The following is a 26,402-nucleotide window of genomic DNA, read 5'->3' as shown; positions in this document are numbered from 1 at the left end:
AACTGGCCGCGCATAAAAAAGCCCCGGCCGCAAGGACCGGGGCTCCATCATTCAATCATCCATCAACCCTGGATCAGCGTCGCCGAACCAGAGCCAACGCCCCGATCCCCAGCATCGCCAGAGCAGCAGGCTCAGGCACCACCACGCTCTGTCCAAAGTTCGTCGCCAAGATCGACAGGTCGATCAGATCGACAAACCCGTCGCCGTTGAAGTCGCCTTGAGCAAAAGTGTAAGGCGTATCAGTCCCATCAAAGTTCGTCGCCAGCGTCGACAGGTCAATCAAGTCAACCGTCCCGTCGCCGTTCGCGTCACCGGGAAGAACCGCAACACCATTCGCCACCACATCAAACTGATCACCCGGGATCGCGCTGAAATCGACGCCCGATAGCGGATCAGGCTTACCAAGAAAACCACCCGCTCCGTCGCCACCAAGATTCCCCTGCAACACGCCCACACCATTGGTCTGGTTGGAAAGATACCCGTAGTTCGAACCATTGATATGGGCGTGAATCTTGATATCGCCCGTCGGGTTCCCAAGCGTCGAAAGCGGGATCATGAACTCAATACCCGTCAGCACCTCTGCTGCAAGATCAATGTAGACCTGCTCTGCAGCATCCGCTCCTCCGTTGCCAACAACACCACCTGCTGTGGGCGTCGGATCAAACGGATCGCCATCGTCAGCATAGGCATTGGTGTTATTGATCTGAGCCTTGATACCAAAAGCGCTGTTATCCGCGGCAGCCCGGCCGCCACTCGGCGTGATGAAGAACTGCTCAATAGGCGTCGTCACCGGATCGGCCGTGTTCGAATCAACAAAGTTGACATCAACACCCTCTACGCCTGGAGCACTGGTGCCGCCCGCATAACCCGCCGCAGGACTCTCCGACTGAGGCTTCAACTCAGCAAAATGAGTCGACAGCAACCAGCCCGAGGGCGGGAACGGATTGCCTGGGTCATCAATATTCTCCGTGCCGTGAGTCACCGACATCATGTAGTCCGCTTCGAAGCCCTCGTCGAAGGTCAACCCACTCAGAGAACGAAGACCGTCATTAAACGCATCCACACCAAAGTCCAGATCGGGAAGCGGGTCGCTCGGATCGTTCAGGACCTGATTCACGCCGCCTGCCACCGAGTCAAACACGATCACAAGCTTGTTAAAGTTGCTCTCCAGGTTGCCAGCGACGAACCCGTAAAGCATCCCGTCATGCACCTTGGCGTAGAACGCGTTAATCTCAGAACCGTTCGCAAACTCAGCCTGGCCAAGATTGCTGTCGCCAAAGCCCGTATTGGTGTTCTGCACCGACAACGCACTGCCGTAAAAATCTGTCTCCAGGAAGCCGTCAACAAACGGACCCGACGGGGCTCCAGCCATGGCCTGGCTAGCCGAAAGCAGAGCAAACGTGGACGCGAAACCAGCGATGGTCAGGGATCTCATAACTACCTCCGATGAGTAAAGTGTGAACCGATACGTGCGGACGAATCACTTTAAATCAACAAGACACGGAATCCGAAGCCAAAACCAACGAAAGACGCGAACTCCGTCTACACCGGAAAGATACACCCATTGAACCGATTAAGCAAACCCTCAACCCAAAATCAAGCACCTTCATCCTCCAGACACCTGATGGCGCTCCGCAAAACCCAATCAGAACACGAACAACCTTCAAATATCTGAGAATAGGCAAACTTTTCCGGCGGTTCCGGGGTTGACCCGGACGCCATCTGGTTTATGCTTACCTAAGCAACAGGCCGATACCAAGGCTGTCTCAAGCGTCAAAAACCCCGTCTCGCCCGGTTCACGACGCTCATCCGACCCGTTCAGAACACGCCTCAGACACCAACAATCCGCCTCGATTCAAATCCAAGGGTAAACCGTTTAAACCGACAAGCGACTCAAACCAGCCCACAAGGAGCTTCACGATGACGCCTCTCGCAACCCTCACCACCCCACGCCCCAAAGCCTTCACCCTCATCGAGCTCCTCGTGGTGATCTCCATCATCGCCCTGCTCATCGGCATCCTCCTCCCAGCCCTCGGCGCCGCCCGCAACACCGCACGCTCCGCAGCCTGCCTCTCCAACGGCAGACAGCAGAACGTCGCCGCAAACGTCTTCGCCGTCGAGCATCAGGACATCTACCCAGTCACCGCCGAAACCCGATTCGTCGAAGAAGAGTACGGCTTCGACCGTAAACGATTTGCTTTCCGTGCCACCGGGATCGCATCTGACCCACTCACGCTCAAAGATCATGCCTCGGCGCTCATCCCGTACCTCGGCGGTGGCGAAAATGACACCTTCTGGGATCAAGGCTCCACTTCCCAGTTCCAGCAAAACAACCCCGAAGTCTTCCTATGCCCAGCCGACCCAGGCCTGAACACTGACTTCCCGGGCTACATCGTAGACCTCAATGCTGCGGGTGAAAATGGCGACATCACGCCTCCAGAAAACTTCTTGCCCCTGTCTTATGGCGTCAATGTTGATGTAACCGCCCTCAATCGTCCTACCAACAACTTCTCAGATCGTGGCGCACCAACGCTATTACCCTATAAATCCCCGACAGCAGATGGCACACCAGTTGGCGGAAACCAGAACCGCATCAAGTCTCCATCTCAAACCATGCTCTACGCCGATCTCGGCACACGCTCTGATACCGATGCCCGTGTTCAGTCTTCCGGCGGCATCCACGTTTGGAATGATACGGTTTTCATCTCAAGCGCTGGACACAGATCTCTCGGAGTCGCCAATCCCGGAACACTTGCCGGACATTATGAAGACGAACGATTCCGCTCAAAGCTACCCGTCAGCGGCCAGACTCTGGCTGGACTGGAAAACTTTGGTGGACGCCACGGACAAAACATGAACATCTTCTTTGCCGATGGCAGTGGCGGATCCGAAAGCCCAGAGGGCGCTACGAATGTCCTCATCACGCCACTCCCGATCGAAAGCCAATAAGAGCACACTCCCTAACGAATCACACCTCAAGCGTCCGTGCCCAAAGCACGGACGCTTTTTGTATCCCAACATCCTGAACCAACCACACAAACGAACCCCGGCGCATGCCCGCCGTACCCTGCATCTCCTCTTCAAGATCATCCTCAGCTCGTCTCCCACCCGACACACCCCCACTCTCTACTCTCAACTCTCTCCTCCCTAGCCCGGCCCTGCCGGGCTACCCCTTCACCCCAGCCTCCGCCGCGTTCCCCACAAAGTACTTCTGCGCCGCGAAGAACAGCAGCACACAAGGCAGCATCGTCACAAACGACGCCGCCATCAGCAGCTCCCGACGCTCCACCCCGTACTGACCATTAAAACTGTTCAGCTCCAGCGCCAGCGTCCGGTTCTCCGGCGAGTTCAAGTAGATCAGCGGGTTCATGAAATCATTCCAGGTGAACATGAACGTATAAATCGCCACGATCGCGATCACCGGCCAACTAAGCGGCAACATGATCCGCCAATACACGCCAAGCGCCGTCGCCCCGTCAATCCGCGCCGCCTCCAGCAACTCCTCAGGCAACTGCGAGAAGAACTGCCGGAACATGAAGATGAAAAACGGCTGCCCAAAACACATCGGGATCACCAACGGCAGCATCGTGTCAATCCAACCAATCTGCCGAAACAACAAAAACACCGGAATCATCGTCACCTGAGGCGGCAACATCATCGTCGCCAGCATCAGCATGAACAACGGGTCACGCCCCCGAAAACGAAACCGTGCAAACCCAAACCCCACCAACGACGATGAAAACACCGACCCCATCACACTCAGCACCGTAATCACCACCGTGTTCGACAACGCCGGAAACGCCCACCGATCCGAATCCATCCCCATCCGCTCCAATGCCTCCGGATAGTTCCCCCACATCGGCACCGCCGGCAGGACCTGCCCGATATTCGCGATCTCTTGGTCCGTCTTCAGCGAGTTCGACACCATCCAGAAAAACGGAATCAGCAGCAGAATCGCACCCGCCAGCAGAATCAGATACGTCCACACCGATCCCCAGTGACGGAAGCGCTTCGGACGATACGCAAGACCAGGAGAAGTCACCGTGCTCATCCGCGCAGCCCTTCATAATGCACCATCCCCCGCGAACCACGGAAGACAAACAACGTCAACACCAGCACCAGCACAAACAACACCCACGCCAACGCCGACGCATAACCCATGTTGTGATTCCGAAACGCGTGGTCATACAAATACAAGACATAAAACAGCATGTTCTCGTCCGTTCCCCCCGTCGAACCACGAATCACATACGCCTGCGTGAACACCTGAAACGACCCAATGATCCCCATGATCACATTGAAAAAGATCAACGGCGACAACATCGGCAACGTGATGTTCACAAACTGACGAACCACCCCCGCGCCATCAATCCGCGCCGCCTCATACAACGACTCCGGAATGTTCTTCAGCCCCGCCAGATAAATAATCATCCCGCCCCCCACGCCCCACAACGTCATCAACACCAACGCCGGCATCGCAAACACCGCACCATCTCGACCAAACCAGTCCGGCGGCTCCCAACCCCAGCCCGTCACCGCATTCAACGGCTCCAGCACATCCCGCAAAACCAGATTCAACAACCCCTGATCATTATTGAAAATCGTGATCCAAAGCGTCACCAACGCCACCCCCGTAACCACCGACGGCACAAAGTACGCCGTCCGGAAAAACGCAATCCCCGGCACCTTCGCGTTCATCATCACCGCCACCAGGATCGCAGCCGTCTGCACCACCGGAACCGCCAACACCGTGTAATAAAACGTCACCCACAACGCCTGCTTCACCTGCTCGTCATAAGTAAACAGATGCAGATAGTTGTCCAGACCCACAAACCGCGCACTACTCAGCGGGGCCATCGCCGACCACGATGTCAGACTCAGCAACAACGAAACCACCATCGGACCCAGTAAAAACAGCACAAAACCGATCAGCCAGGGCGAGATAAACGCAAAACCCGTGCGCTCCTGCGAACGATCAATCGCACCCAACACCTGCCGCCGCGCAATCAACCAGCCCACCAAAGTCACACCCACCACCAGCAACCCCGCTCCAAGCCCCAGCCAACGCCACGGCATCAACGGATAGTCCTTTGTCTGTAAAGGCGACGCGATCTCAATCCCCCACTGCCGCTCCACCTCACCCGCCACTTCCTCAGGCGTCATCTCATCCAACCGGATCGTCTTCGCGATCTCCTGCTCCAGAATCTGATCAAACCGACGATTCACAGGATTCTGCGCCAGCCGCGCCGTCTCCGTCAGTTCCAGATACAGCTTCGCATTCGCCGGCCGCTGACCAGGCGACAAAAACGCCTCCGACTCCGCCACGCTCCGCCGCACCGGCACAGCCAAACCCATCCGCGCAATCATCTCCTGACCATCTGCCGCACACAAAAACTTCAACAACTCATAAGCCTCATCCGGGTAAGCCGACTGCGACGCAATCGACCAAGCCACCGTCGCGATCCCCGTCGTAGGCGTAACCCCCTCCTTGTGAGGCACCGGAATCACATCCCAGTCGAACGCCTCAATCTTCCGAAACCGTGGCGTATACCAACGCCCCACCGGACCAATCACCCCCACACGACCCCGTCGAAACAGATCGTCCTCATCCTGACTAAGCCCCGTTGCATTGAAAACCGTCTCGTCCTCCATCCGCATCCTACGAATAAAGTGCATCGCCTCCTGCGCGCCCGCCTCATCCAGCGCCACATCATCAAAACCATCACCAAAAAACTCACCCCCAAAGTTCCACACCAGCACCCGCAACACCGCAGGCCAGGTCTTGAAAATTCCCCCATACACCCGCCCGTTCGGATCATCACGATCCCCCAGCGCAGCAATCTTGCCCATCACCTCACGAAACTCACCCCACGTCCAACCCCCATAAGGCACCGCCACGCCCGCTCGCTCAAACAAATCCAGATTCGCGTACATCAACAGAGGCGTAAAGTCCTTCGCCACACCATACAACGTCCCCGAACCCGCTCGCCCAAGCTCATCGTTCCACCGATACGCTTCCAGCAGAATCGGAAACACATCATCAATCCAACCCGCCTCACCCCGCGCCCGATCCTCAGCGATATACGGCTCAAGATTCAGCAGCATCCCCGTCCGCGCAAAGTCCGGCATGTCCTCATAACGCAGATAAAACAGGTCAGGCGGAGTCCCAGCCGCCAACATTGTCTTGAGCTTCGAGTCATAATCGCTCGCATGCAGCCGCTGCACCCGCACATCAGGATTCGCCTCCTGATACGCATCCACCAGCGCCTGCACGATCGCTACCTCATCGTTATCCCCCCAGTGCAGCACCGTCAGCACCGGCCGCGGGTCCGACAGCTTGTCCGACCACAACCGCCACGTCCGCGCACCCACATCCACAAACGCCCACACCACCACCAGCGCCGCACCCAAACCCAACAACCATCGCGGAATATCCCACAGCTTCATCAGCGTGCCTCCCCGGAATCAGCCGGCACCGGCGAAAAAATCGCCGACCCCCACGGACCCAACTCAACCTCAATCGTCCCACGCAACCCAATCCGCGCCGTCGCCACCACCTCCGGTCGGGCATCGACATCATCCTCATCCGGCATCAACACCCGCGCATGCGCCGGATTCAGCCAGTCAATCGCCGCTCGATCCGCATCAAGCTCCACCCGAACCCGCCGCGTCTGCCCACTCCGATTGATCGCCACCACCACCCGATCGCCCCGATACGCCCGCTCGTACACCAAAACCCCCGCCTCATCGTCCGCGTGCTGAATCCGCATCGTCCCACGCCGCAACGGCCGCAACAACGACCGAATCGCAATCAAACGCTGATGCGCCGCAAACACATCCTCGCGAATCACCGCAGCCGCATCCTCATAAGGCATCAGGTCCGCCCACCACATCGGCATCCGATTCGACGGGTCATCCGGGCTGAACATCCCCACCTCATTGCCGTAATAAATCATCGGCGCCCCCACATACGTCATCTGACATACCACCGCCTGGATCATCCGCTGATAATCCTCATCCGTAGGCGACCCACGGTCATAATCCGGCCCCGTGTCCTGCAGCCGATTCAACCCGTCATAAGGCCGATCCGGATTCATAAACATCGACGCCAGCCGATCCGTGTCGTGCGAATCAAACAGGTTCATCTGCACAAACGACACCGCCGCCGGATACGCCAACCACAAATCAAGCAACCGACGACCAAACTCCGTCGCCGAAATCGCGGTCGACTCATTCACAAAAAAATCCACCGCCGCATCCGCAAACCGGTAGTTCATCACCGCATCAAACTGATCCCCCTCCAACCAAGGCGACGCATCATTCCAGATCTCACCCGCTATAAACGCATCCGGATTGATCCCCTTCACCAGCTTCCGCCAGTCACGCCAGAACGCCATCGGCACCTCGTTCGCCACATCCAGCCGCCACCCGTCAATCCCACGATGCACATCCCCATCCGGCGCCATCCACCGCCGCGTGATCGCCAGCATGTGCGCCCGAGGGCCCTCCGCCAACCCCAACTCTTCGTCCCGCGCAAAGACCGGCAGATGACCATTCACCCCATCCCAAGCCTTCCACTGGATCCCCCCTTCCTTCCCATGTACCTCCATCGCCGGCTCATGCCCCCAGTTCTTGGGGTCACCCCAGTCCGTGATCTCAAACCAGCCCGCATACGCCGATCGCTTGCCGTTCTTGAGCACATCCTCAAACGCATAGTGCGCCCGACCGACATGATTAAACACACCGTCAATCACCACCCGAAAACCCTGACGCTTCGCCTCCGCCATAAAATCCAGAAACACAAGGTCCGACTCACTCCATCGCCACGTCACCGGGTCATCCGTCTCCCCCTCAACCGGCCACGAACCCTTCACACCAAAGTTATCATCGATATGACGAAAATCCGTCGCGTCATACTTATGCATTGACGACGCCTCGAACACCGGATTCAGATACAGCGCCGTCACGCCAAGCTCACGCAGATATCCCAACTTCGCCCGCAGCCCCTGCACATCCCCCCCGTAACGCCGCCGCCACACGTTCCCATGCCCCTGATAAAAGTTTTCCTGCCCCGTCACCTCACCCGGCTGCACCGCCCACCAATCCCCCCGCCACGGCACCAGCGTCTCATACTCAGCATCGCCCGGATCATTACGCACATCACCATTGCGAAATCGTTCCGGAAAAATCTGGTACCACACCACATCCCGCGCCCACTCAGGCGTCACCGCACCCGATACCCCAGGCGACGCATAAGCCAATCGCTCCGCCGCCTCTCGATCTTCAACCAACGCCCCCCGCGCATAAAACACCTTCAACGCCCCGTCATCCAGCTCGAAAAAATACCGCCCACCGTCAGAAGCTAGCTCAGCAAACCCCTTGTAACGATCGTAAGCAGCCCCCTCATCCGTCGCCAGATCAAGCTCCGTCGACTCCCAATCCCCACCCCCATCCACACCCGTCCACACCACCACACGCTCCACATCACCCCGCTGCGTCCGGATCGCCACACGCGCCACATCCTCACCCGCAACCGCCAGATCCTCGCGATTCTCCGGCTCGTGAAACAACGCCTGGCCCTGCACATGATCCGGCTGCGCCTCAGGCAGCCGACGTGGATCCGGGCCCAACATAAACGCCGAGTTCATCCCGCCATGACCATCAGGCTCCTCGAGCGCTCGATCACTCGCCGGATCATTCAGCCACACTGGCCCCTCACCCGTCTGCACCGAAAACTTGTAGTAATGAACCCCAGGCGGCAACCGCAGCACCGCCGTATAAACCCCATCACCCCAACCCTCCATCGGATGATCCGAAGTCGACCAATGGTTGAACGACCCCGCCAGATTCACCGACTTCGCCTCCATCCCCTCAGGCAATCGCACACTCAGCAACTTCCACAACCCATCAAGCTGCTCCAACTCCCGAGCCCCGGAACGATACGACACCGCCACCTGGTCATGTCGAGGCCTAACCTCCAATGCCGCCAGCACCGGCCCCGTCGCCCCCTCCGGAACCACCCGCAACGTCTTCGCCGACGACACCCCCTCTACCACGCCATACAGCCGCTCACCGCCCAGCTTCACGTCCGTCACCAGCCGCAGCCGCCTCGCTCCACCCTCATCATCAACGAAAACCATCTCAACAGGACCATCAATAACAGGCTCTTCGCTCGCCGGCTGCGCAACACTCAGTCCGCCACGCGACAAATACACAAACCCGCCCGCCAACAGCACCGTCAACAACACCGGCAGCAACAACACAACCAGCGAAGGACGGCCCTCACGACCCGAATGCACGTTCAAACTCAGTCCTTCCGAAGACTCGCATTCCTTGGATTCAAACTCAATGTCAAACCATCGTTGGATGACAACCCACTAAGAAACTAACGCTTCGCCGCCATCGCCGTCGACTCTCGCAAAATCAGATGCGTAGGCAACAACTCCGATACCGGCTCCCGCAACCCGCGTATCCGCTGGATCAGCCGCTCGCAGGCCAGGTCCCCCAGGTCATACAACGGCAGATGCACCGTCGTCAGCGGAGGATTCAAAAACTGACTCGCATACAGATTGTCAAAACCCACCACCGACACATCCTCTGGAACCGACCGACCACTCCGATGCAGATAGTGCATCGCCCCCATCGCCATCTTGTCATTCGTACAGAAAATCGCCGTCACCTCTGGATGACGATCCATTAGCTGCCGCGCCGCCTCCGCACCACCCGACTCCGAATAACGACCATCCACCACCAGCCCACCATCATAAGTCCCCATCTCCTCCGAGTTCGCTCGATACACCGCCATTACGTCCTGCGTCGTCACCCCACGACTCCCACCCAGAATCATCCCGATCTTCTGATGGCCCAGTTGACGCAGGCAGTTCATCGCCTGCTCCGCGCCCGCCGTGTAGTCGCAAACCACCGTGTCCACCTCAAGATCAGTGAACTGCGTGTTCACAGCGATCACCGGCTGGTCACGATCCACCAGGTCCTGAATAAACTCGTAGTTCTCAATAAACCCCAGACACAGCATCCCGTCCACAAACCGCCGCTCAACCAGCTCAACATGCTGGCCCGACTCAATGAACTTCGGCTTCGCCTGCTCCAGAATGATCTTGTGACCCAGCCGCGCCGCTCGATCATAAATCCCCGAAATAATCTCACCAAAATACGCATCCGCAAACGCGTGACTCAAAGGCGGAATCAACACCGCAATCAATCGCGTGTACGTGCTCGACAAACTCTGAGCCACACGGTCAGGCGTATAACCCAGATCATCCATCGACCGCCGAACCCGAACCTGCGTCGCCCGCGAGATCCGCGGGTTGTTGTTCAAAACCATCGACACCGTCGCCACCGACACATTCGAGTGCCGAGCCACCTCACGCATGCTCACACGCTTGGCACGCTTGCGCACCCCCGACTTCCCATCCTCCGGAAGCTCCGACGCCGGGACACGTGGCGAACTGCTGGACATAAACAAAATCCGCAATCAAGGTGAGATGAGTGATCAACCCGCAGGCAAAACCCGCATCTGATACATGAATCGGTCATCAGGAGTTTAACACACAAGTAAAACGGATCAACACCAACCGCCCGCGACACCCCGTCTTTCACTCACTCAGCCTCATAAACCCCCCAAACCCCCATCGAATCATCAGATTCTTCACCAATTCGGGTTGACCCTCACCCACTCTCGGGCTTTACTATGTATAGTGATTCACTTGTAATGATCTCAGTTCAGAATGACGCCCTCACAAGATGCCTTCGCACCTAATGTCACCCCCTCACACCACCATGACCAACGGTTAATCGATTCAACAACCCGCCGTCTCGTGACGGCTCGTCAAACAGGTCAACCCGACTCACTCAACCCCGGAGATGGAGAAACATCATGATCCGCACCACTGCCAGCCTGCTCACCCTCGCCCTTGCCCTCCCCGCCATGGCCGCGCCCACCATCGACGGCACCGTCGATGGCATGTATGGCGCCCCCCTCGCTGTCCAGACCGTCGAAACGCAGTTCGGCGACAACTTCAGCGAACTCAACGCAGCCTACGCCACCGTCACCAATGACCGCCTCTACGTCACCCTCACCGGCAACATCGAGCCCAACTTCAACAAGATCTCCATCTTCATCGACTCCAAAGCCGGCGGCGAAAACACCCTCGACGGTGCCCTCGCCTACGACTTCGGCGACGTCGCCTCCAACTTCGGCGGACTCACCTTCGACACCGGCTTCGAAGCCGACTTCCACATGTTCGCACGCACAGGCGGCGGCAACTTCGAAGTCGACATCGTCGACCGCAGCGCCAGCACCCCCGGCGCGGAACTCGGCAACTTCGGCTCCTCCACCGGAGCCGCAGGTGAACTCGGCACCATCGCCGCAGTCGCCGGCACCGCCACCACCGGCGCCGACGCCGGAACCTTCCTGACCCAGGACGTCCTCTTCGCCATGGATAACTCGAACGCCGCCGGCGTCCTCGGCGGCACCGCCGCGGCCGATCCCGTCGCTGCGGCCGCCGTCACCACCGGCTTCGAGTTCTCCATCGCCCTCGCCGACCTCGGCACCTTCACCGCCGGCGACGTCATCAAGATCCACGCCGCCATCGGTAACGGCGACAACAACTTCCACTCCAACCAGATCCTCGGCGGTCTCCCCGCCCCCCAGGGCAACCTCGGCGGCGACGGCGGCGGCGGCTTCACCGGCGGTCTCGCCGGTATCGACTTCCGTCAGTTCACCGGCGACCAGTTTTTCTCCGTCACAGTCCCCGAGCCCGCCTCGGCCGCACTCCTCGGACTCGCCGGCCTCGCCCTCACGCGTCGCCGCTAAACAACAACCCGTGACCTGAGTTCTCGGTCACACCCAGATACACAGGGCGCTTGGGTGACAGCCCAAGCGCCCTTTTTCTTTCCCGACCCACGACCGACCGGAGACCAACCGTGATAAACCCCGGAATGATCCCCACCCGTGCCGTGAATGCCCTTATAAGGGTGCCACATTGCACGCCGAAGGCGTGCAGTGTGCAATCACCAAAGACACTCCTGATAACTCTGGTCTTCCTGATCCTCTTTGCCCCCAAAGCCCACGCCCAGGACACCTCACCCGATCCCATCCTCCAGTTCTTCGACCAGGACTGGAAAGTCATCGACCAACGCATGGGCGACATCTTCGTCGCCGGCTACGGTCGACTCTGGCTGCCACCCCCGCAACGTGCCGACTCCGGCGGACTCTCCGTTGGATACGACGTCTTCGACCGCTTCGACCTCGGATCACCCGGCAACCCAACCCTCTACGGCACCGGCGGAGAACTCAAAACACTCGTCGATGCCGCCCACCACGCCGGCATCCGCGTCAACACCGACTTCATCCCAAACCACAACGGCTTCCGCGACCACACCACACCCGACTTCATCGCCCAAGGCGACTACCCCGGTTTCGTCACCCAACTCCCGACCGATCCCTACGGCGACTTCCGAGCACCAGCCTTCGACACCGATATCCCCACTCCCGACGAAAAGGTCTTACGCCTCGCCGGACTCATCGACATCGCCCAGGAAAAAAACCACCAGTTCATCCGCCACCCCGTCGAACCAGGCAATCCCCTCAACATCCCCTCCGGTTCCATCTGGGACCAGCCCACCCCCGACAACGCACGCTTCTATCCCGACCAGGACCTGGGCGGAACCACCGTCTTCGACCCCGCACTCAACCAGAACGTCACCCTCTACGACTACAACACCCAAAACCCACTCGCGGGTGACGCCTACGCCGACAACGCCACCGGTGTCCTCATCCGCAACGCACGATGGATGATCCAGGAAGTCGGCGTCGACGGCTTCCGCTTCGACGCCGTACGACACTTCGAACCCTGGGTCATGAACTTCCTCGACCTGGGCATGTACCTCGCCAACAAACGTACCCTCCTCGACGGCTCGCCCGACCACGCCTTCTCATTCTCCGAAACCGGCGGCGACAACCGCGCCTCCTTCATCAACAGCTACATCCGCAAAGACATCGACAACAACAACCTCTCCCAACTCGGCGGAAACCGCGACGCCCTCGACTTCGGCTACTTCTTCGCCATCCGCGCCAACCTCTCCGACAACGGAATCGCCAACGACTGGCGCAACGTCAAAAACGCATCCTTCGACGTCTTCGACGATGGACTCGCCAACAACGGCTCACAAGGCGTCGCCTTCGTCCAGTCACACGATGACGGACCAGCCCACCTCAACAACGTCGCCCACGCCTACATGCTCATGCGACCCGGACAAGCCATCGTCTACTTCAACGGCGAAAAAATCGAAGACGGCTTCCGCGCCTTCCCAAAACCAGGCCGTGGCGACGCCCTCGGCGGAGCCTTCGGCGACCAGATCACCACCCTCACCAACATCCGCAACACACACGGCCGCGGCAACTACCACGACCGCACGCCCCTCGGCGACGAAAAACAAACACTCATCTACGAACGCGAAAACTCCGCCCTCGTCATCCTCTCCAACCGACTCGACTCCGGATTCGACAGCCGCACCGTCCAGACCGCATTCGCCCCAGGCACACCACTCATCGAACTCACCGGAAACGCCGCCGATCCCACCATCGACCCCTTCAACGACCTCCCCGAACTCGTCGTCGTCAATCCCGATGGCACCGCCGACATCCGCGTACCACGCAACGCCGCCAACGGCATCGAACACGGCAACGGATACCTCATCTACGGCGTCTCCGGACCACAAGGCAACATGTCTTTCCTCGACCAGACCAACAACCCCATCACCAACATCATCCCCGCCGGACCACCCACCCTCACCGGCAACCCGCTCACCGACGACCGACTCAACGGCAGCACCCAACTCACCGACCTCACCGTCATCACCGAAGACACCTTCACCCTCCAGATCCAAACTAACGCCGTCAACCTCCTCGGCTCCGTCCGCGACCAACCCGCCGATGGCGACGCAGCACTATTCCGAATCAACGACGGTATCGACGCCAACAACTCCGGTGCCGTCGATATCGTGACCCCAGGCGACATCGGCTATGCCTTCGAAAACTTCACGCACACCAACCAACCCGGTTTCTTCCAACAAGACGGCAACGGCCTATACCAACAGACCATCGACACCTCGCTCCTGGGCGAAGGACGACACTTCATCACCGGCCGCGTCTTCCGCCAACGAAGCCCCGGCGAACCCGCCGTCTTCACCGACTTCCGACAGGTCATCTACGTCGACCGCGAAGCACCCGAAGTCAACTTCGTCTCACTCGAAGGCCGAGACGCCCCCGATGACCGCGACCGACGCCTCCTACTCGAATCCCCCGACGGCACCGCCAACTCCGTCCACGTCTTCGTCAACCTCCCCGCCTACCTCACCGACCAGCAACTCATCGACGCCGTCTCCGGCAACTCCGCCGCCAGCCTCGCCGACCGCCGACTCTGGGCACGCAACATCAACGACCTCACCTCAGGTAACCAGAAACTCTCCATCGTCACCTTCGAACTCACCGGCCGCGTCAACATCCAACACCTCACCGGCATCAACCTCATCACCGACTTCGGCGCCGGCATCGCCGACCTCGACGCAGACGGAATCTACGAGGCCCGCGACATCGAACTCCTCGAATCCTTCATGTTCACCAACAACACCTTCTTCCGAGCACCCGCCGATGCCAACGGCGACGGCCGACTCGACCTCCGCGACCTCGCCCCCATCGCCGACATCCTCATCGGCAAGCCTCAGGAAGCTATCGACGCCTACAACGACCTCGTCGCCCGAGCCCTCACCATCGGCACCCCAGGCGACCTCAACCTCGACGGCGTCCTCGACGCCACCGACATCGACCTCCTCTTCGAAAACCTCGGCGACATCGTCTTCGACTACACCAACGACGGCCAGACCGACGCCGCCGACGTAACCCACCTCGTCGAAGTCATCGCCAACACCTTCCTGGGCGACGCCAACCTCGACGGACAAGTCGACCTCATCGACCTCTCAACCCTCGCCACCAACTTCGGTCAGATCGCCCCGACCGACGGTAACGTGCTCGGGTGGGCCGACGCCGACTTCAACGGCGACAACACCATCGACCTCATCGACCTCTCCATCCTCGCCACCAACTTCGGCCAAACCAACAACATCCCCGAACCCACCTCCGCCCTGATACTCATCACCCTGCTCACCTACCACAGACGCACGCCCCACTGATCCGAGTGCCAGCCCCAGCAAACCCAAGCCCCGGCCGTCCGCTGGCCGGGGCTTGGCGCAAGCGCCAACCAGGATCCCTGTCATGATCAACGCCGCGTAAGCCCTATCGAGTCAACAGCAACACCGAGTTCTCAAACCCCGCGTCATCCAACGTCGTCGCCGGATTCCCAGGATCCAGCACCCACTCACCATCCACCACAAACTTGTACGCGTGCCGCCCCTGACCAAGCCGCAACTCTAACACCCAACGATCACCCTCACGCTTCATCGCATCGCCCAGCGGGTCCCAATCCTTCCAAGCACCCGTCACCGACACCCGCTTCGCATCAGCGAATCCCTCCAGCACAAACCGCACACGCCCATCCCCAAGATCCTCCGGCCCCGACACCATCCGACCCGCACTGCTCGCCAGCAAAGCCCGCGCCGTATCCAGGCCACTCCGCAAACGCCACACCGCATCCTCCGCATCACGCATCGCGCCTGCCGCAGCCAGCGTGGTCTTCAAATCCTTCTTGATCGACTCCGGCACCACGTCATCACCCAGCGCCAACAAACCAATCACAGCCACCTCATACACCGCCCGGCAAGCCTCTTCCTCGCCATCATTAAAAAGCGGAACCCCGCGCGACACCGCCGCATCGATCACACGAATCGCCGCAGCCCCATTAAAACCCGTCATCGACGGGTCAGGCGGAAGCAGCACCCGATCAATCACATGAATCACACCGTTCCGCGCCGCAACATCCGTCACCACAATCCGCGAAGCATTCACCCGCGGACCACCCTCACCATCCAGATCAACCCGGACACCCGCACCATTCAACGTCTCATACGACCGGTCATCCCGAAGATCACCCGCCAGCACACGACCCGACACCACATGATAAGTCAGCACCGCCACCAGCTTCTCACGATTCTCCGGCCGCAGCAGCGCCTCATAAGCCTCCGAACCCAACGCCTCAAACGCAGCATCCGTCGGCGCAAACACCGTCAACGGCCCCTCACCCTTGAGCGCATCCGCCAGCCCCGCCGCAATCACCGCATTCACCAACTTGCTGAACTTCCCCGTCGCCACCGCCACCTCAACCAGGTCCCGCTCCACAACCTCATCAGCAGCACCCGCCTGAGCCTGATGATGATGATCCCCAAACGCCACTGACCCCGTCCCCATCAGTAGCCCAGCCCCCGCCAACCCAACACCCAACACCAACGCCCCCGCCACCAACCGCCCACCAACACACCGACGCTCCATCAAGTCACGCTTCATCAAGTCACCTGGATTCTGGCTCATAAAATCGTCTCCTTTCCCCCATCGTCGCACCCCAACCCACTCCCTTGCACCCATCCAGAAAGTTTTATCCCCCAACTAGAGCACACACTGTCCAATCGTAACGTCCGGGTGGCCGGGGTCCGGCGTAGCCGGCCCCGGATGCAACCAACAGCCGCCCCATCCCCTCACAAACACCTGCAAACCCTGCGAAGCCTCGGCGAAGCAGGGCCACCCCCCTGTCGCAATCTCTCAACAAAACTCTTGACAACTCAAGCCCACCCGCACCAAACTACATCCATGCGTTCCAGGACATCCGTTCAACCCTGACCTCCGGAGGACTCATGCGTTCCACCCTCCCCGGCTTCTTAGCTCTTACTCTCCTCCTCACCACTACCCCTGCCCACGCCTACCTCCAAGTCTTCCCACAAGCAGCTGCCGAACTCGAGGACCCCGGCGAACTCCATGGCATCTTCTCGGATGGCTTCGATGCTTTCACCGTATTCGCCTCCACAAACCAGGCCAACGGATACATCACGAAGTTCGACGGATTATCCCATTCCAGCGCTGTCACCAGCACCACATGGAACACCACCGGCTTCGGACCGCTCGCTGCCTCACCCGGCAGCGGGGTCTATACCAACCGTGGTCAACGCGGGGGGCATTCGCAAACCTTGCTGTTCATCATCAATCCGATCACCGATCAGGCCTATCGATTAAGTCTCTTTGACACACCAGCGAGCACCAGCAGCATCCGACTCGAATGGCCGGTGCTATTCCCCGACCCGGGCAACATCATCGATCTAACCGACGCAAGTGCCATACTCACAGATTCACGATCCTTCTTCGTCGGTACCGTATTAACCCAGGACAGCAATGACAACATCATCGCTGGCCTCAGCGGACCCATCGTCCAACGCACACGCCAGCAAATCCTCAGCGACACCGGGTCAGATCAAATCTCTGCAATGACGTACGCCTTCGATCCTGAGCTACAACGAAACGCCGGCTTCGGCGATCTCTTCGTCTGGGCGTCAGACGAGACCAACGAACTCTACATCGCCAACAGCAACAACACCGACGACATCGACACCCTCCTCCCCGCCGCCGCCCTCCTCGCCCACACCAACAAAACCTCCGCCGTCTTCTCCCTCCTCCACTTCGGCGGCGACGACCTCCTCTACTTCAACGACCTCGTCTCCCAGGCCATCTACCGACTCGACCCCCTCGCCCCCAACCCCGCCGACACCCTCGAAACCGTCCTCACCCGCGACCAACTCCTCGCCGGCCCCGCCGCCACCACCGACATCACCAACTTCACCTGGCACAACGACACCCTCGCATGGGCCGTCGCCACCGGACCCAACCCCGGCTTCTACCAACTCCCCGAACCCACCTCCGCCTTCGCTTTCTTGCTCCTCACCGGGCTCACTTGCCGCAGGGCGATCCCGAAGAACGCCGGGATGCCCTGTGCCGACTACCGATGAGATGACACGGGTGCCACGACCCTTCAGGGTCGTGCCGGATTCCTCACCTCATCCCTCAGCACCAACACCAAACCCTGCGAAACTCGCTAGCGAGCGAAGCAGAGCCGTGCGCACAAACCACCGCATTTCAACCCCCATCGGTCACGTTTGATCGCGCTTTCCCGCCGTTTCGAGGTAGACTTAGGCTGAAGTAAAACGGTTCACTCAGTCGACTTTTGCACGCCCGGACCACCATCATGCGCACACCTTCCCTCTGCCGACCCCTCCTCATCACCCTCCTCCTGGCCCTCCCCGCCCTCGCCCAGTACCCCGCCGACAACCCCCGCCAGGACCTCTACAACTCGTACTCCGAGTTCAAAAACGACCTCCTCGCCCTCTCCACCATCACTGATGCTGGCGACCGCACCGCCGCCATCGACACCTTCTGGAACAACCTAAGAACTTACGGACAAGTGCCTTACGCCCAAGGCGACCGCGCCGCCTTCCTCTACCGCGGCTCAGCCTCCGACGTCGGCTGGGCCGGCGACTTCAACGGCTGGCGGCCCGCCTCCGGAACCCGCATCCCCAACACAGACCTGTGGTTATACGAACGAACCTTCGCCCCCGACAGCCGACTCGACTACAAAGTCGTCGTCAACAACGGCAGCTGGGTCCTCGACCCCGCCAACCCCCTCCAGATGTATTCCGGCTTCGGACCCAACTCCGAACTCCGCATGCCCGCCTACACCTACCCCGCCGAGGCCAACCGCGACCCCGCCATCCCCCGCGGAACCATCACCAACAACGCCCGCATCACCTCCGCCAGACTCGGATATCTCGTCAATGTCAGGGTTTATACACCCGCAGGCTACAACGAAAACCAGCTCGCCAACCTCCCCACCGTCTACGTCACCGATGGCCACGAGTACCTCGATGACCGCCTCGGCTCCATGTCCATTGTCCTCGACAACCTCATCGCCCAAGGCATCATCCAGCCCGTCGTCGCCGTCTTCATCGACCCCCGCGACACCAACTCCGGCAGCAACCGACGTGCGGACCAGTACGTCAATAACCCCGATTTTGTTGGATTTCTGGCTGATGAGCTGGTCCCGGTCATCGACGACAACTTCCGCACCAACCCCGCCGCCGCCGCCCGCACCATCATGGGCACCTCCCTGGGCGGGCTCGTCTCCGCCTACGTCGGAGCCCTCCGCAGTGACACCTTCGGCAACCTCGGCATCCAGTCCCCCGCCTTCTGGGTCTGGCCCACCATCTACGACTGGTACCGCGACCTCGACCTCACCGACGACCTCAAAATCTCCATGACCCAGGGCACCTTCGAGGGCAGCCACGGCCAGACCATGGCGGGGATCCTCGCTAACTCCGGCTACGACTACGACTTCCAGCTCACCAACGAAGGCCATTCCTGGGGCCAGTGGCGCGGGCTGATCGATGACCTGCTCATCGACCTGGTCGGCCCGCCTGTCATCCCCGAGCCCACCTCCGCCCTACCGCTCGCCGCTGGCGTCGCCGCCCTAGGGTCCCGAATCCTCACCCGCGGCTCAACGCCTGCCCGGAACGCCGGTCATAACGATCAGGCAAACCCGGCGGGCTCAAGCCATTAGCCACCGGCCAGCCGATCCTCCAGCCCCCCCACCTGCCCTGCCGACATTAGAACAGATGAAGACTGCGCCCCAAGACCGTCCGGGTGTCCCCATGGCGGGCCCCCGCTGGCTGCTGCTGACCCTGCTGTGCCTGCCACTACTGGCCGGTTGCTCCTTCGGCCGCAAAGATCGTCTGGACCAGCATTTACGCTCGGCTACGACAGCCATCCAGTCATCCAATCTCGAGGGTGCAAAGGCCGAAGTCGCCGCCGCCGCCGATGAAACCCGACGCGAACGCGAACGCGCCAAGGTCGCCAGCCTCGCCTACCTCATCGCTGGCAGCGAAGCCATGATGCAGGGCGACGGCCGCATGGCCGGAGCCTACTGGTCCAACATCCCCGACCCGAAGCTTCGCCAGCAAGTCGCCCAGAAGGCCGAGCGCCTGACCGTGCAAGTCCCGGCAAATCCAGTACTTGTGCCCCTGCCCCCCCATCACGACGGGAGGCCGACCGAGTGAACCGGCCCTTCGCTGTCACCGCCGCGATCGTCAGCCTCTGGTCCCTGCCATCTCCCGGCCAGGTCGGCGACATCATGGACCAGCAATCAACCGCCCGGGACCTCGGCACCTTCCGCCTCGCCATCACCACCGCCGACCAAACCCCCGTCCCGCCCTCGATCCGCGGCTACGGCTTTGCGCGCACAATCGACCGCCTCGGCGATTCGGTCACCCCGCTCGAGCGCGAACTCGACCGGTCCTTCCTCCGCTTCGTTGAGTCGGTCGACCAGGCCGATCGGCTGCTGTCGCGGGGCGAGGTCCAGCAGGCGATGCGCACGGTGCTCAGCGCCGTGGATGAGGTCGTCGCGCGACGGCAAGGCGTGCTCTCGTCCATGTGGCAAGGCCAGGCCTACCTCGGCGAACAGATCGCCTGGGCACGAGCCCGGCTGGCGCAGTCACTGCAGACCTTCGAGCCACCGAATCTCGATGGGCTCACGCCAGCGGATCAGGAACTCCTCGACGGCATCGCCCAGCGGATCATCGTCGAGCAAGACGCCGGGCGTCGCGCCCGGCTGGCGGCGCACTACCGATCCGTCCGCGAGCTGGCAGAGGTCCGCTTGCTCAGTCGGCAGATGAGCCCGGACCAGCGGCGGGTCTGGGTCAACGTCGTCAGTGTGCTTGAACGGGCCGCGCTGGTCCATGAACAACTGGTGATGACCACTGAACTGCTCTTCGCCCGCTTCGAGGCCACCCAGCGGCGGCTCCGCGACAACCTCGAGCTGATCAAGACCGTCGAAGGCGCTCAGGAGCTGCTCCGGCTCTTTGATGATGGCGATGAGGGTCCGATGCGGGGCCTGCAGGACACGCTGGAGCGGCTACGCCAGCAGGCGGATCGGTTTACGGAAGCCGCGGAGGTCGCCATTGAGGCCGAGGCGTTGGAGCTGGAACAACGATTGGATGACGCCAACCTGCCCGACACCGATGGTCAGGGGCGACTGGTGGGCGAAGCGATCGATCCTGAGTTGCAGAAGCGGATGCAGCGGCTGCGGTTCGAGGCGTCGATGCAGCAACCGAAGTCCGAATGAGGTGATGCGATGATGAAGTTCTGGTCAGGCGTACTGGTCGCCATGGTGTTGACGGGGCCTGTTATGGCGGCCACGCCGGGGGATCGCGCTTCGATGCGCCGGCTCGCTGAACAACGGGATCAACTCCATCGCCAAATGGACGACCTGGATCGACTGGCGGCTGTACGTGTGGTAGCGGGCGAGCGCCCGTTGGACCTGCACGCCCGGCAGCTTGAGATCGAACGTCAACTCGAACGGGTCACGCACCGGATCGAGATGCTCGCAGCCGAGAGCGGGTTGCCTGCCCCAGCGTTAGGAACGGCTCACGAGCTGGCCGCGGAGCAGCGAGCCGAGACCCAGGCACGCGCTGAGGCCCTGCTGGATCGCGGGCGGGAACGGGCCGTTGTGGTGGTGCAGGTCGAGACCCAAGCGTTCCTCGCTGATCTCGACTTCACGGAGTTCCTCAGCGATGACTAACCCCCCCCACACCCCCCCTACCCCCCTACCGCACACACCCGCCCGGCGATCTGACGCCAACCATGCTCGGCCCTGGTTCACGGGGCTGGCGATCGGGACGGTCGCCGTAGGGGTGGTGGCCTTGGCTGCGGTGGTGTCGCTCTTGCCTGGGAGCGGTGAGGTCTCAGAGATCAATAAGCCTGAGCCTGTCTCGTTTGACCGCCCTGCGGCACCCGCGCGTTCTGGTACCGAAAAGACGGTTGAATCCACCTCCGGGGGCTCCTTGGATGAGGTGCTTAGGGCCACGGAGGATGCTTCGCCAGCGGCGGAGGAGCCGGCCTATCGGGAACAGCGGCTGCTGCGGCTGGGCCCGAGTTACGGGGCGGAATCGGCAATCAGCGCGGAGCGATCCACACCCGGGCTGCGGCCTGTGGTAGTAGAGCGCACGCCGGAGCTAGTTTCGGATGAGCAAGCGACGGGTGGGCGTTACGCTCGGATCGCCCAGCGGCTGGAGACCGTGGTGGAAGCTCTTGAGCGGGTGGATCGGCGACTGGGGCGGGTGTCGGGCGAGTAGATTCCTGGGTATTTAATGGCTCTCGGGGGACCTGCCGGGCGTGCTGTGGTTTTGCCTGAGGGTCTGGGTGCGCGTATGATGCGTTGTTCATCCCGGAACTGATATAGAGGCTAGAACTTATGAACGACAGCGCGACGTACGCTGCGGATACTGGTGAAGTCCGCGACCTGGAGACGGCGGCGAAGTACTTCAAGCAGGGTTACGAGGCAGAGCTTCGTGGGGAGCGTATGGCGGCGATTTCGTCGTATGAGGCTGCGTATACCGCAGACCCTCAGGATGCGAATGTCTGCTTCCGGCTCGCCTACAACCTCGATCTCCTCGGCGAAGAGGAGGAGGCGCTGCACCTTTATGAAGAGGCGGTTCGACAGGAGCGACCTTCGCTGCACGCCTTGGTGAACCTCGCGGTGCTCTACGAGGATCGTCAGCAGTTTGCCCGGGCCGAGCGTTGCATCCGTCAGGTGCTTAACACTGAGCCGAATCATCCTCGGGCGCGGCTTTACATCAAGGATGTCATGGCCTCGAAGGGCATGATCATCGATGACGAGCAGGAGAAGCGTCTCGAGAAGCACAACGCGATGCTCGACACGCCTGTCACCGACTTCGAGTTGACTGTGCGGACTCGAAATGCGCTGAGGAAGATGAGCATCCGGACACTGGGCGATCTGCTGCGGGTCACTGAAGCTGAGCTGCGGTCGTTCAAGAACTTCGGCGACGCTTCGCTGGATGAGATCAAGGCGATGCTGTCGCAGAAGGCGCTGAAGCTGGGCCAGTCGGTCGAGCAGCGAAACGAAGCGGCTAAAGAGCAGGTCTACGAGCAGCTCCGCGAACAGGGTGGGGACAATGAACTGCTCAGCAAATCGGTGAATGAACTGAACCTGTCGGTGCGGGCGCGTAAGGCGTTGGCGCTGCTGAATGTTCAGTCGATCGGCGACCTGGCAATGAAGACCGAAGCCGAACTGATGGGGGTTAAGAACTTTGGCATGACGTCGCTGATTGAGATCAAGGAGAAGCTGACTGAAGCTGGGCTGGGCCTGCGGGCGCTGGATAGCTGAGTCGGTCTTCGTTTCGCTGATGTGTGATCGTGATGGCCCCGGGCTCGCCCGGGGCTTTTTTTGAATGGCTGGGATTCGAGGGCTGTGATGTCGGATGGCGAGATGGCTCAGACCGTGGTGCGTCAAGCGGGCCGGGTGTTGGTGGTCGATCCTGACGGGTGCTTGCTGCTGATCCCCTGTCGGAACCCGGACACCGGTCGGGTTTTCTGGATCACGCCCGGGGGCGGGGTGAAGGCTGGTGAAACTCACGAACAAGCGGCGGTGCGCGAGCTGTGGGAGGAGACGGGGATCAAGGTGCTCGAACTGGGGCCGTGGGTGTGGCGGCGGCGGGCGGTGTTCCGGTGGCTTGGGATTGAGTATGACCAGCGCGAGCGGTTTTTTCTCTGCCGGGTCGCGGCGCGGCCTGAGGTCTCGCCCGAGCGTTTGACGGCGGAGGAGCATGACGTGCTGGGAGAAGCTCGCTGGTGGTCTGCGGAGGCGATTGAGGAGGCCTCGGAGGTTCACTTCGCGCCGCGAGACATGGGTGGGCTGCTGCGTGCCTTGCTTGGTGGACCCCTGCCATCGGGGGCTGTGGAGGTGGGCTAAAAGGCAGCGGGCGTGGTGTGGGGCGTCGCTGGCGCTTAGGATACGGTGCTGATGAGTGAATCCCAGTCCAGTCTGCCGCCGATGCCTTCGTCTGGAGAGACGCGGATCCTGATCGCGGTGTCCTCACCCTGGGCGAGTGAGAAGCTGGTGGCGCCTCTGACGGACCTCGCTAAGCGATTGGGTGCAACGGTCGTCGTGGCGCACGTTGCGATGCTGGTGGATGACGAGGAGACGGAGCAGGAGGCGAATCATCGGGGCGAGAAGACGTTGTCGGTGTTGACCGAGGGGCTGGGGAAGTCGGGGATCGCGGCGGAGGGCATCATGCTGTATTCGGATCATGTGGCCAAGGCCATCCTGAATACGGCGGCGAAGTACTCCTGCACGCTGATCGTGCTCGGGCTGACGGGGCGGGGTGTGCTCAAGCGGCTGATCGCTGGGGACGTGCCTTCAAACATTGTGCGGCAATCGACCATCCCGGTGCTGCTGTGTCCGGCGGGGTGGGAGGGTGTGATTTAGGTTTGGTCGAGGTCAGGCGCGTTTGCGGCCGGCGATGCTCTGTCGCTGGAGCCAGGCGGCGAAGCGGCTGATGGCGTTCTCAGCGCGACGGGTGGCGAGGTTGTCTTTGGTGCAGAAGGCGACGCCGATCTGGGTGGCCCCGTCTTCTGCGGTTCCGGTGCGAGCCACGGTCCCCTGGATCGTGAGGGGCTGTTTCTCGGAGGGGAGAGTGATTCGGCAGTTCAGGGCTGAGTCCGGGGTCGGATCCAGGTCGTTGTTGGTCAACTGAACGCTCATGCCTGAGACGGAGATATCCAGCAGCGAGGCGTGGATGGGCTGGTTGTTGTTTTCGTTATGGAGGACGACGTGGGCACCGGTGGTCTGGACGCGGAAGGCGTCACGGCGCTGGGCGGAGTGGAGGTCGGTAGGTGCGGAGAGCTGAGCGGCGCGGACGGCGTGGTCCTCGTTGAGTCGGAAAAAGCTGCCGGACTCGACGGTGCAGGTGCCAGCCCAGCGGAAGGTGCCGTCAAAGGCGAGGACGTTGACGGTGGCCTCGACGGCGGGCATCGGTTCACCGCAGCGGAGGTTGCGTTCGACCGTGAGCGAGCCATCTTCGTTGACAGCCAGAACGCGGCATTTGTCGGTGCCAGCGACGGCGGGCGGCTGCTCGGGCATCACCTGGGTGATCCACAGGGTTTCGTTGCGCTCGGACAGCCGGCTGAGCAGATCGATCCAGATCTCAAGGTCGGTTCGTGGCACAGTGTCCTCCGGGGTCAACGTCTCCTTGTGATATCGGGACGTTGAGGGCGAGGCTGGGCAGCGTCCGCGCCAGCGGTGCCGGATGGTGGTGAGGTTGTGCCGTTTGTGCGGGGTGTGAGGGTTATACTTCGGGTATGAGACGACGACTGCTGCTGTTGGGGGCTGTGTTGGGTCTGGTGCTGCCAGTAGGTGCGGCGTGGGCTGACGGGATGCAGCAGCGGGTGGACCGGGCGATCGAGCGCGGGTTGGCGGCGCTGGTTGAGCGTCAGGGCGAGGATGGGTCCTGGACAGCGGAGCCGGGGCCTGCGGTGACGGCGCTGGTGCTGGAGGGGCTGTACGCGGAGCCGGGCTTCGGCGTCTCGCATCCGGCAGGCGAGCGAGGGCTGGCGTATGTGCTGTCGTTCGTGAAGGAAAACGGCGGGATTCATGGCGGGTTTTTGCAGAACTACAACACGGCGATCTGCTTGGCGGCGCTGGCGTCAGTGGCGGATCGGGAGGGCATCGCTGAGATCATCAAGGGCGGGCATGATTTTCTACGTGGTTTGCAGTGGGCTGGTCAGCTGGACCCTCGGGGCGAGGTCGTGACCGAGGTGCATCCGTACTACGGGGGCGCGGGTTATGGGGGGAAAGGTCGTCCGGACCTGTCGAACACAGCGACGATGCTGGCGGGGTTGCACGCTTCGGGCCTGGACGCTGAGGACGAGGCGTATCAGCGGGCGGTGGTTTTTCTAACACGGGTTCAGGCGGTCCCGGAGAACGATCTGTTTGATAACGAGGTGCTGCCACGAGATGGCGGGTTTATCTACGCGACCTCGGTGAACCTGGACTTGATCGGCGTGCCGGAGAGCAAGGCGAACCCTGAGAAGATCGATGAGGCGCTCGCGGGTCAGCCGGTGTCGGGACTGCGGGGGTATGGGAGTATGACTTATGCGGGGTTTATGAGTTACCTCTACGCGGAGCTGGATCGCGATGACCCGCGCGTGCGAGCGGCTTATCTGTGGCTGGGTGAGCACTACACGGTCGAGCGAAATCCAGGGATGCCGGCGGGGTATGAGCTGGACGGTCTGTTCTATTACTACCTGGTGATGGCACGGTCGCTGAGCGCTTGGGGTGAGATGATGCTTGACGCTCCAGAGGGTGAGCGGCGGTGGGCGGTTGACCTGTCTGAGCAACTGCTGGCGATGCAGGGCGAGGATGGTCTGTGGCGAAACGAGAGCACGAGGTGGCTGGAGGGTGACCCGAATCTGGCGACGGCTTATGCGGTCCAGGCGTTGCAGGCGGCGCGGCCGTGGTTAGGTAGCGATAATGAGTGAGGGTCAAGCGGCGGGAGTCAAGCAACATGAGGTGGGACGTCCTGGGCGACGTTGGGGGGTG

20 protein-coding genes are annotated in these 26,402 nt (G+C 61.1%); 13 read left to right on the top strand and 7 right to left on the bottom strand.

Annotated elements, in window-relative coordinates; all coding sequences use genetic code 11:
• Positions 1 to 73: 73 nt before the first annotated feature.
• Positions 74 to 1,435: a dockerin type I domain-containing protein gene (locus RIG82_10825; protein MEQ9461431.1), complete on the bottom strand. Its 1,362-nt coding sequence runs from the start codon at positions 1,433 to 1,435 to the stop codon at positions 74 to 76.
• A gap of 485 nt (positions 1,436 to 1,920) precedes the next feature.
• Between RIG82_10825 and RIG82_10820 the strand changes: the two genes are divergently transcribed.
• A complete protein-coding gene (locus RIG82_10820) occupies positions 1,921 to 2,949 on the top strand; it encodes a prepilin-type N-terminal cleavage/methylation domain-containing protein (GenBank protein ID MEQ9461430.1) in 1,029 nt (342 codons plus the stop codon).
• A gap of 217 nt (positions 2,950 to 3,166) precedes the next feature.
• Here RIG82_10820 and RIG82_10815 read toward each other — a convergent pair whose 3' ends face one another.
• From RIG82_10815 to RIG82_10800, 4 genes are all read right to left on the bottom strand, one after another.
• Complete coding sequence (locus RIG82_10815; protein MEQ9461429.1) at positions 3,167 to 4,051, bottom strand: carbohydrate ABC transporter permease; 885 nt, start codon at positions 4,049 to 4,051, stop codon at positions 3,167 to 3,169.
• A complete protein-coding gene (locus RIG82_10810) occupies positions 4,048 to 6,447 on the bottom strand; it encodes an extracellular solute-binding protein (protein MEQ9461428.1) in 2,400 nt (799 codons plus the stop codon). The genes RIG82_10815 and RIG82_10810 overlap by 4 nt, the downstream gene beginning before the upstream one ends.
• Positions 6,447 to 9,299: an alpha-amylase family glycosyl hydrolase gene (locus RIG82_10805; GenBank protein MEQ9461427.1), complete on the bottom strand. Its 2,853-nt coding sequence runs from the start codon at positions 9,297 to 9,299 to the stop codon at positions 6,447 to 6,449. Before RIG82_10805 ends, RIG82_10810 begins: the two co-directional genes overlap by 1 nt.
• An 86-nt stretch (positions 9,300 to 9,385) precedes the next feature.
• A complete protein-coding gene (locus RIG82_10800) occupies positions 9,386 to 10,477 on the bottom strand; it encodes a LacI family DNA-binding transcriptional regulator (GenBank protein MEQ9461426.1) in 1,092 nt (363 codons plus the stop codon).
• A 417-nt stretch (positions 10,478 to 10,894) separates the two neighbouring features.
• Here RIG82_10800 and RIG82_10795 point away from each other — a divergent pair, with 417 nt between their 5' ends.
• Both RIG82_10795 and RIG82_10790 read left to right on the top strand, forming a co-directional pair.
• A complete protein-coding gene (locus RIG82_10795; protein MEQ9461425.1) occupies positions 10,895 to 11,833 on the top strand; it encodes a PEP-CTERM sorting domain-containing protein in 939 nt (312 codons plus the stop codon).
• A 191-nt stretch (positions 11,834 to 12,024) separates the two neighbouring features.
• Entirely contained in the window at positions 12,025 to 15,210 is a 3,186-nt protein-coding gene (locus tag RIG82_10790) for an alpha-amylase family glycosyl hydrolase (GenBank protein ID MEQ9461424.1), read from the top strand.
• Positions 15,211 to 15,313: 103 nt separating this feature from the next.
• Here RIG82_10790 and RIG82_10785 read toward each other — a convergent pair whose 3' ends face one another.
• On the bottom strand, positions 15,314 to 16,501 hold the full coding sequence (locus RIG82_10785; protein MEQ9461423.1) for a fasciclin domain-containing protein: 1,188 nt from the start codon (positions 16,499 to 16,501) through the stop codon (positions 15,314 to 15,316).
• Between the two features lie 320 nt (positions 16,502 to 16,821).
• On the opposite strand from RIG82_10785, the gene RIG82_10780 reads away from it, so the two are divergent.
• From RIG82_10780 to RIG82_10740, 9 genes are all read left to right on the top strand, one after another.
• Positions 16,822 to 17,964 carry a hypothetical protein gene (locus tag RIG82_10780; protein MEQ9461422.1) on the top strand — a complete coding sequence of 381 codons (1,143 nt, stop codon included), beginning with the start codon at positions 16,822 to 16,824 and terminating at the stop codon, positions 17,962 to 17,964.
• A 236-nt stretch (positions 17,965 to 18,200) separates the two neighbouring features.
• Complete coding sequence (locus RIG82_10775; GenBank protein ID MEQ9461421.1) at positions 18,201 to 19,568, top strand: alpha/beta hydrolase-fold protein; 1,368 nt, start codon at positions 18,201 to 18,203, stop codon at positions 19,566 to 19,568.
• A gap of 55 nt (positions 19,569 to 19,623) precedes the next feature.
• Positions 19,624 to 20,064, top strand: a complete 441-nt coding sequence (locus RIG82_10770; GenBank protein ID MEQ9461420.1) for a hypothetical protein — start codon at positions 19,624 to 19,626, stop codon at positions 20,062 to 20,064.
• Positions 20,061 to 21,128, top strand: a complete 1,068-nt coding sequence (locus tag RIG82_10765) for a hypothetical protein (protein MEQ9461419.1) — start codon at positions 20,061 to 20,063, stop codon at positions 21,126 to 21,128. The genes RIG82_10770 and RIG82_10765 overlap by 4 nt, the downstream gene beginning before the upstream one ends.
• A gap of 9 nt (positions 21,129 to 21,137) precedes the next feature.
• Positions 21,138 to 21,584, top strand: coding sequence for a hypothetical protein (locus RIG82_10760; protein ID MEQ9461418.1), 447 nt, complete (start codon positions 21,138 to 21,140; stop codon positions 21,582 to 21,584).
• Positions 21,577 to 22,137, top strand: a complete 561-nt coding sequence (locus RIG82_10755) for a hypothetical protein (GenBank protein MEQ9461417.1) — start codon at positions 21,577 to 21,579, stop codon at positions 22,135 to 22,137. The genes RIG82_10760 and RIG82_10755 overlap by 8 nt, the downstream gene beginning before the upstream one ends.
• Positions 22,138 to 22,256: 119 nt before the next feature.
• Positions 22,257 to 23,189, top strand: coding sequence for a DNA-directed RNA polymerase subunit alpha C-terminal domain-containing protein (locus RIG82_10750; protein MEQ9461416.1), 933 nt, complete (start codon positions 22,257 to 22,259; stop codon positions 23,187 to 23,189).
• Positions 23,190 to 23,291: 102 nt separating this feature from the next.
• Positions 23,292 to 23,774, top strand: coding sequence for an NUDIX domain-containing protein (locus RIG82_10745; protein MEQ9461415.1), 483 nt, complete (start codon positions 23,292 to 23,294; stop codon positions 23,772 to 23,774).
• A gap of 51 nt (positions 23,775 to 23,825) precedes the next feature.
• Positions 23,826 to 24,290: a universal stress protein gene (locus tag RIG82_10740; GenBank protein MEQ9461414.1), complete on the top strand. Its 465-nt coding sequence runs from the start codon at positions 23,826 to 23,828 to the stop codon at positions 24,288 to 24,290.
• Between the two features lie 12 nt (positions 24,291 to 24,302).
• Here RIG82_10740 and RIG82_10735 read toward each other — a convergent pair whose 3' ends face one another.
• Positions 24,303 to 25,028, bottom strand: a complete 726-nt coding sequence (locus tag RIG82_10735; protein ID MEQ9461413.1) for a PilZ domain-containing protein — start codon at positions 25,026 to 25,028, stop codon at positions 24,303 to 24,305.
• A gap of 134 nt (positions 25,029 to 25,162) precedes the next feature.
• Between RIG82_10735 and RIG82_10730 the strand changes: the two genes are divergently transcribed.
• Positions 25,163 to 26,341 (top strand): hypothetical protein, encoded by a 1,179-nt coding sequence (locus tag RIG82_10730; protein ID MEQ9461412.1) that lies wholly within the window; start codon positions 25,163 to 25,165, stop codon positions 26,339 to 26,341.
• Positions 26,342 to 26,402 lie beyond the last annotated feature (61 nt).

It is taken from the genome of Phycisphaeraceae bacterium (assembly GCA_040222855.1).
Taxonomy (GTDB): domain Bacteria; phylum Planctomycetota; class Phycisphaerae; order Phycisphaerales; family Phycisphaeraceae; genus Mucisphaera.
Note: the sequence above shows the minus strand (reverse complement) of the source record. Positions and strands in the feature narration are given on the sequence as shown.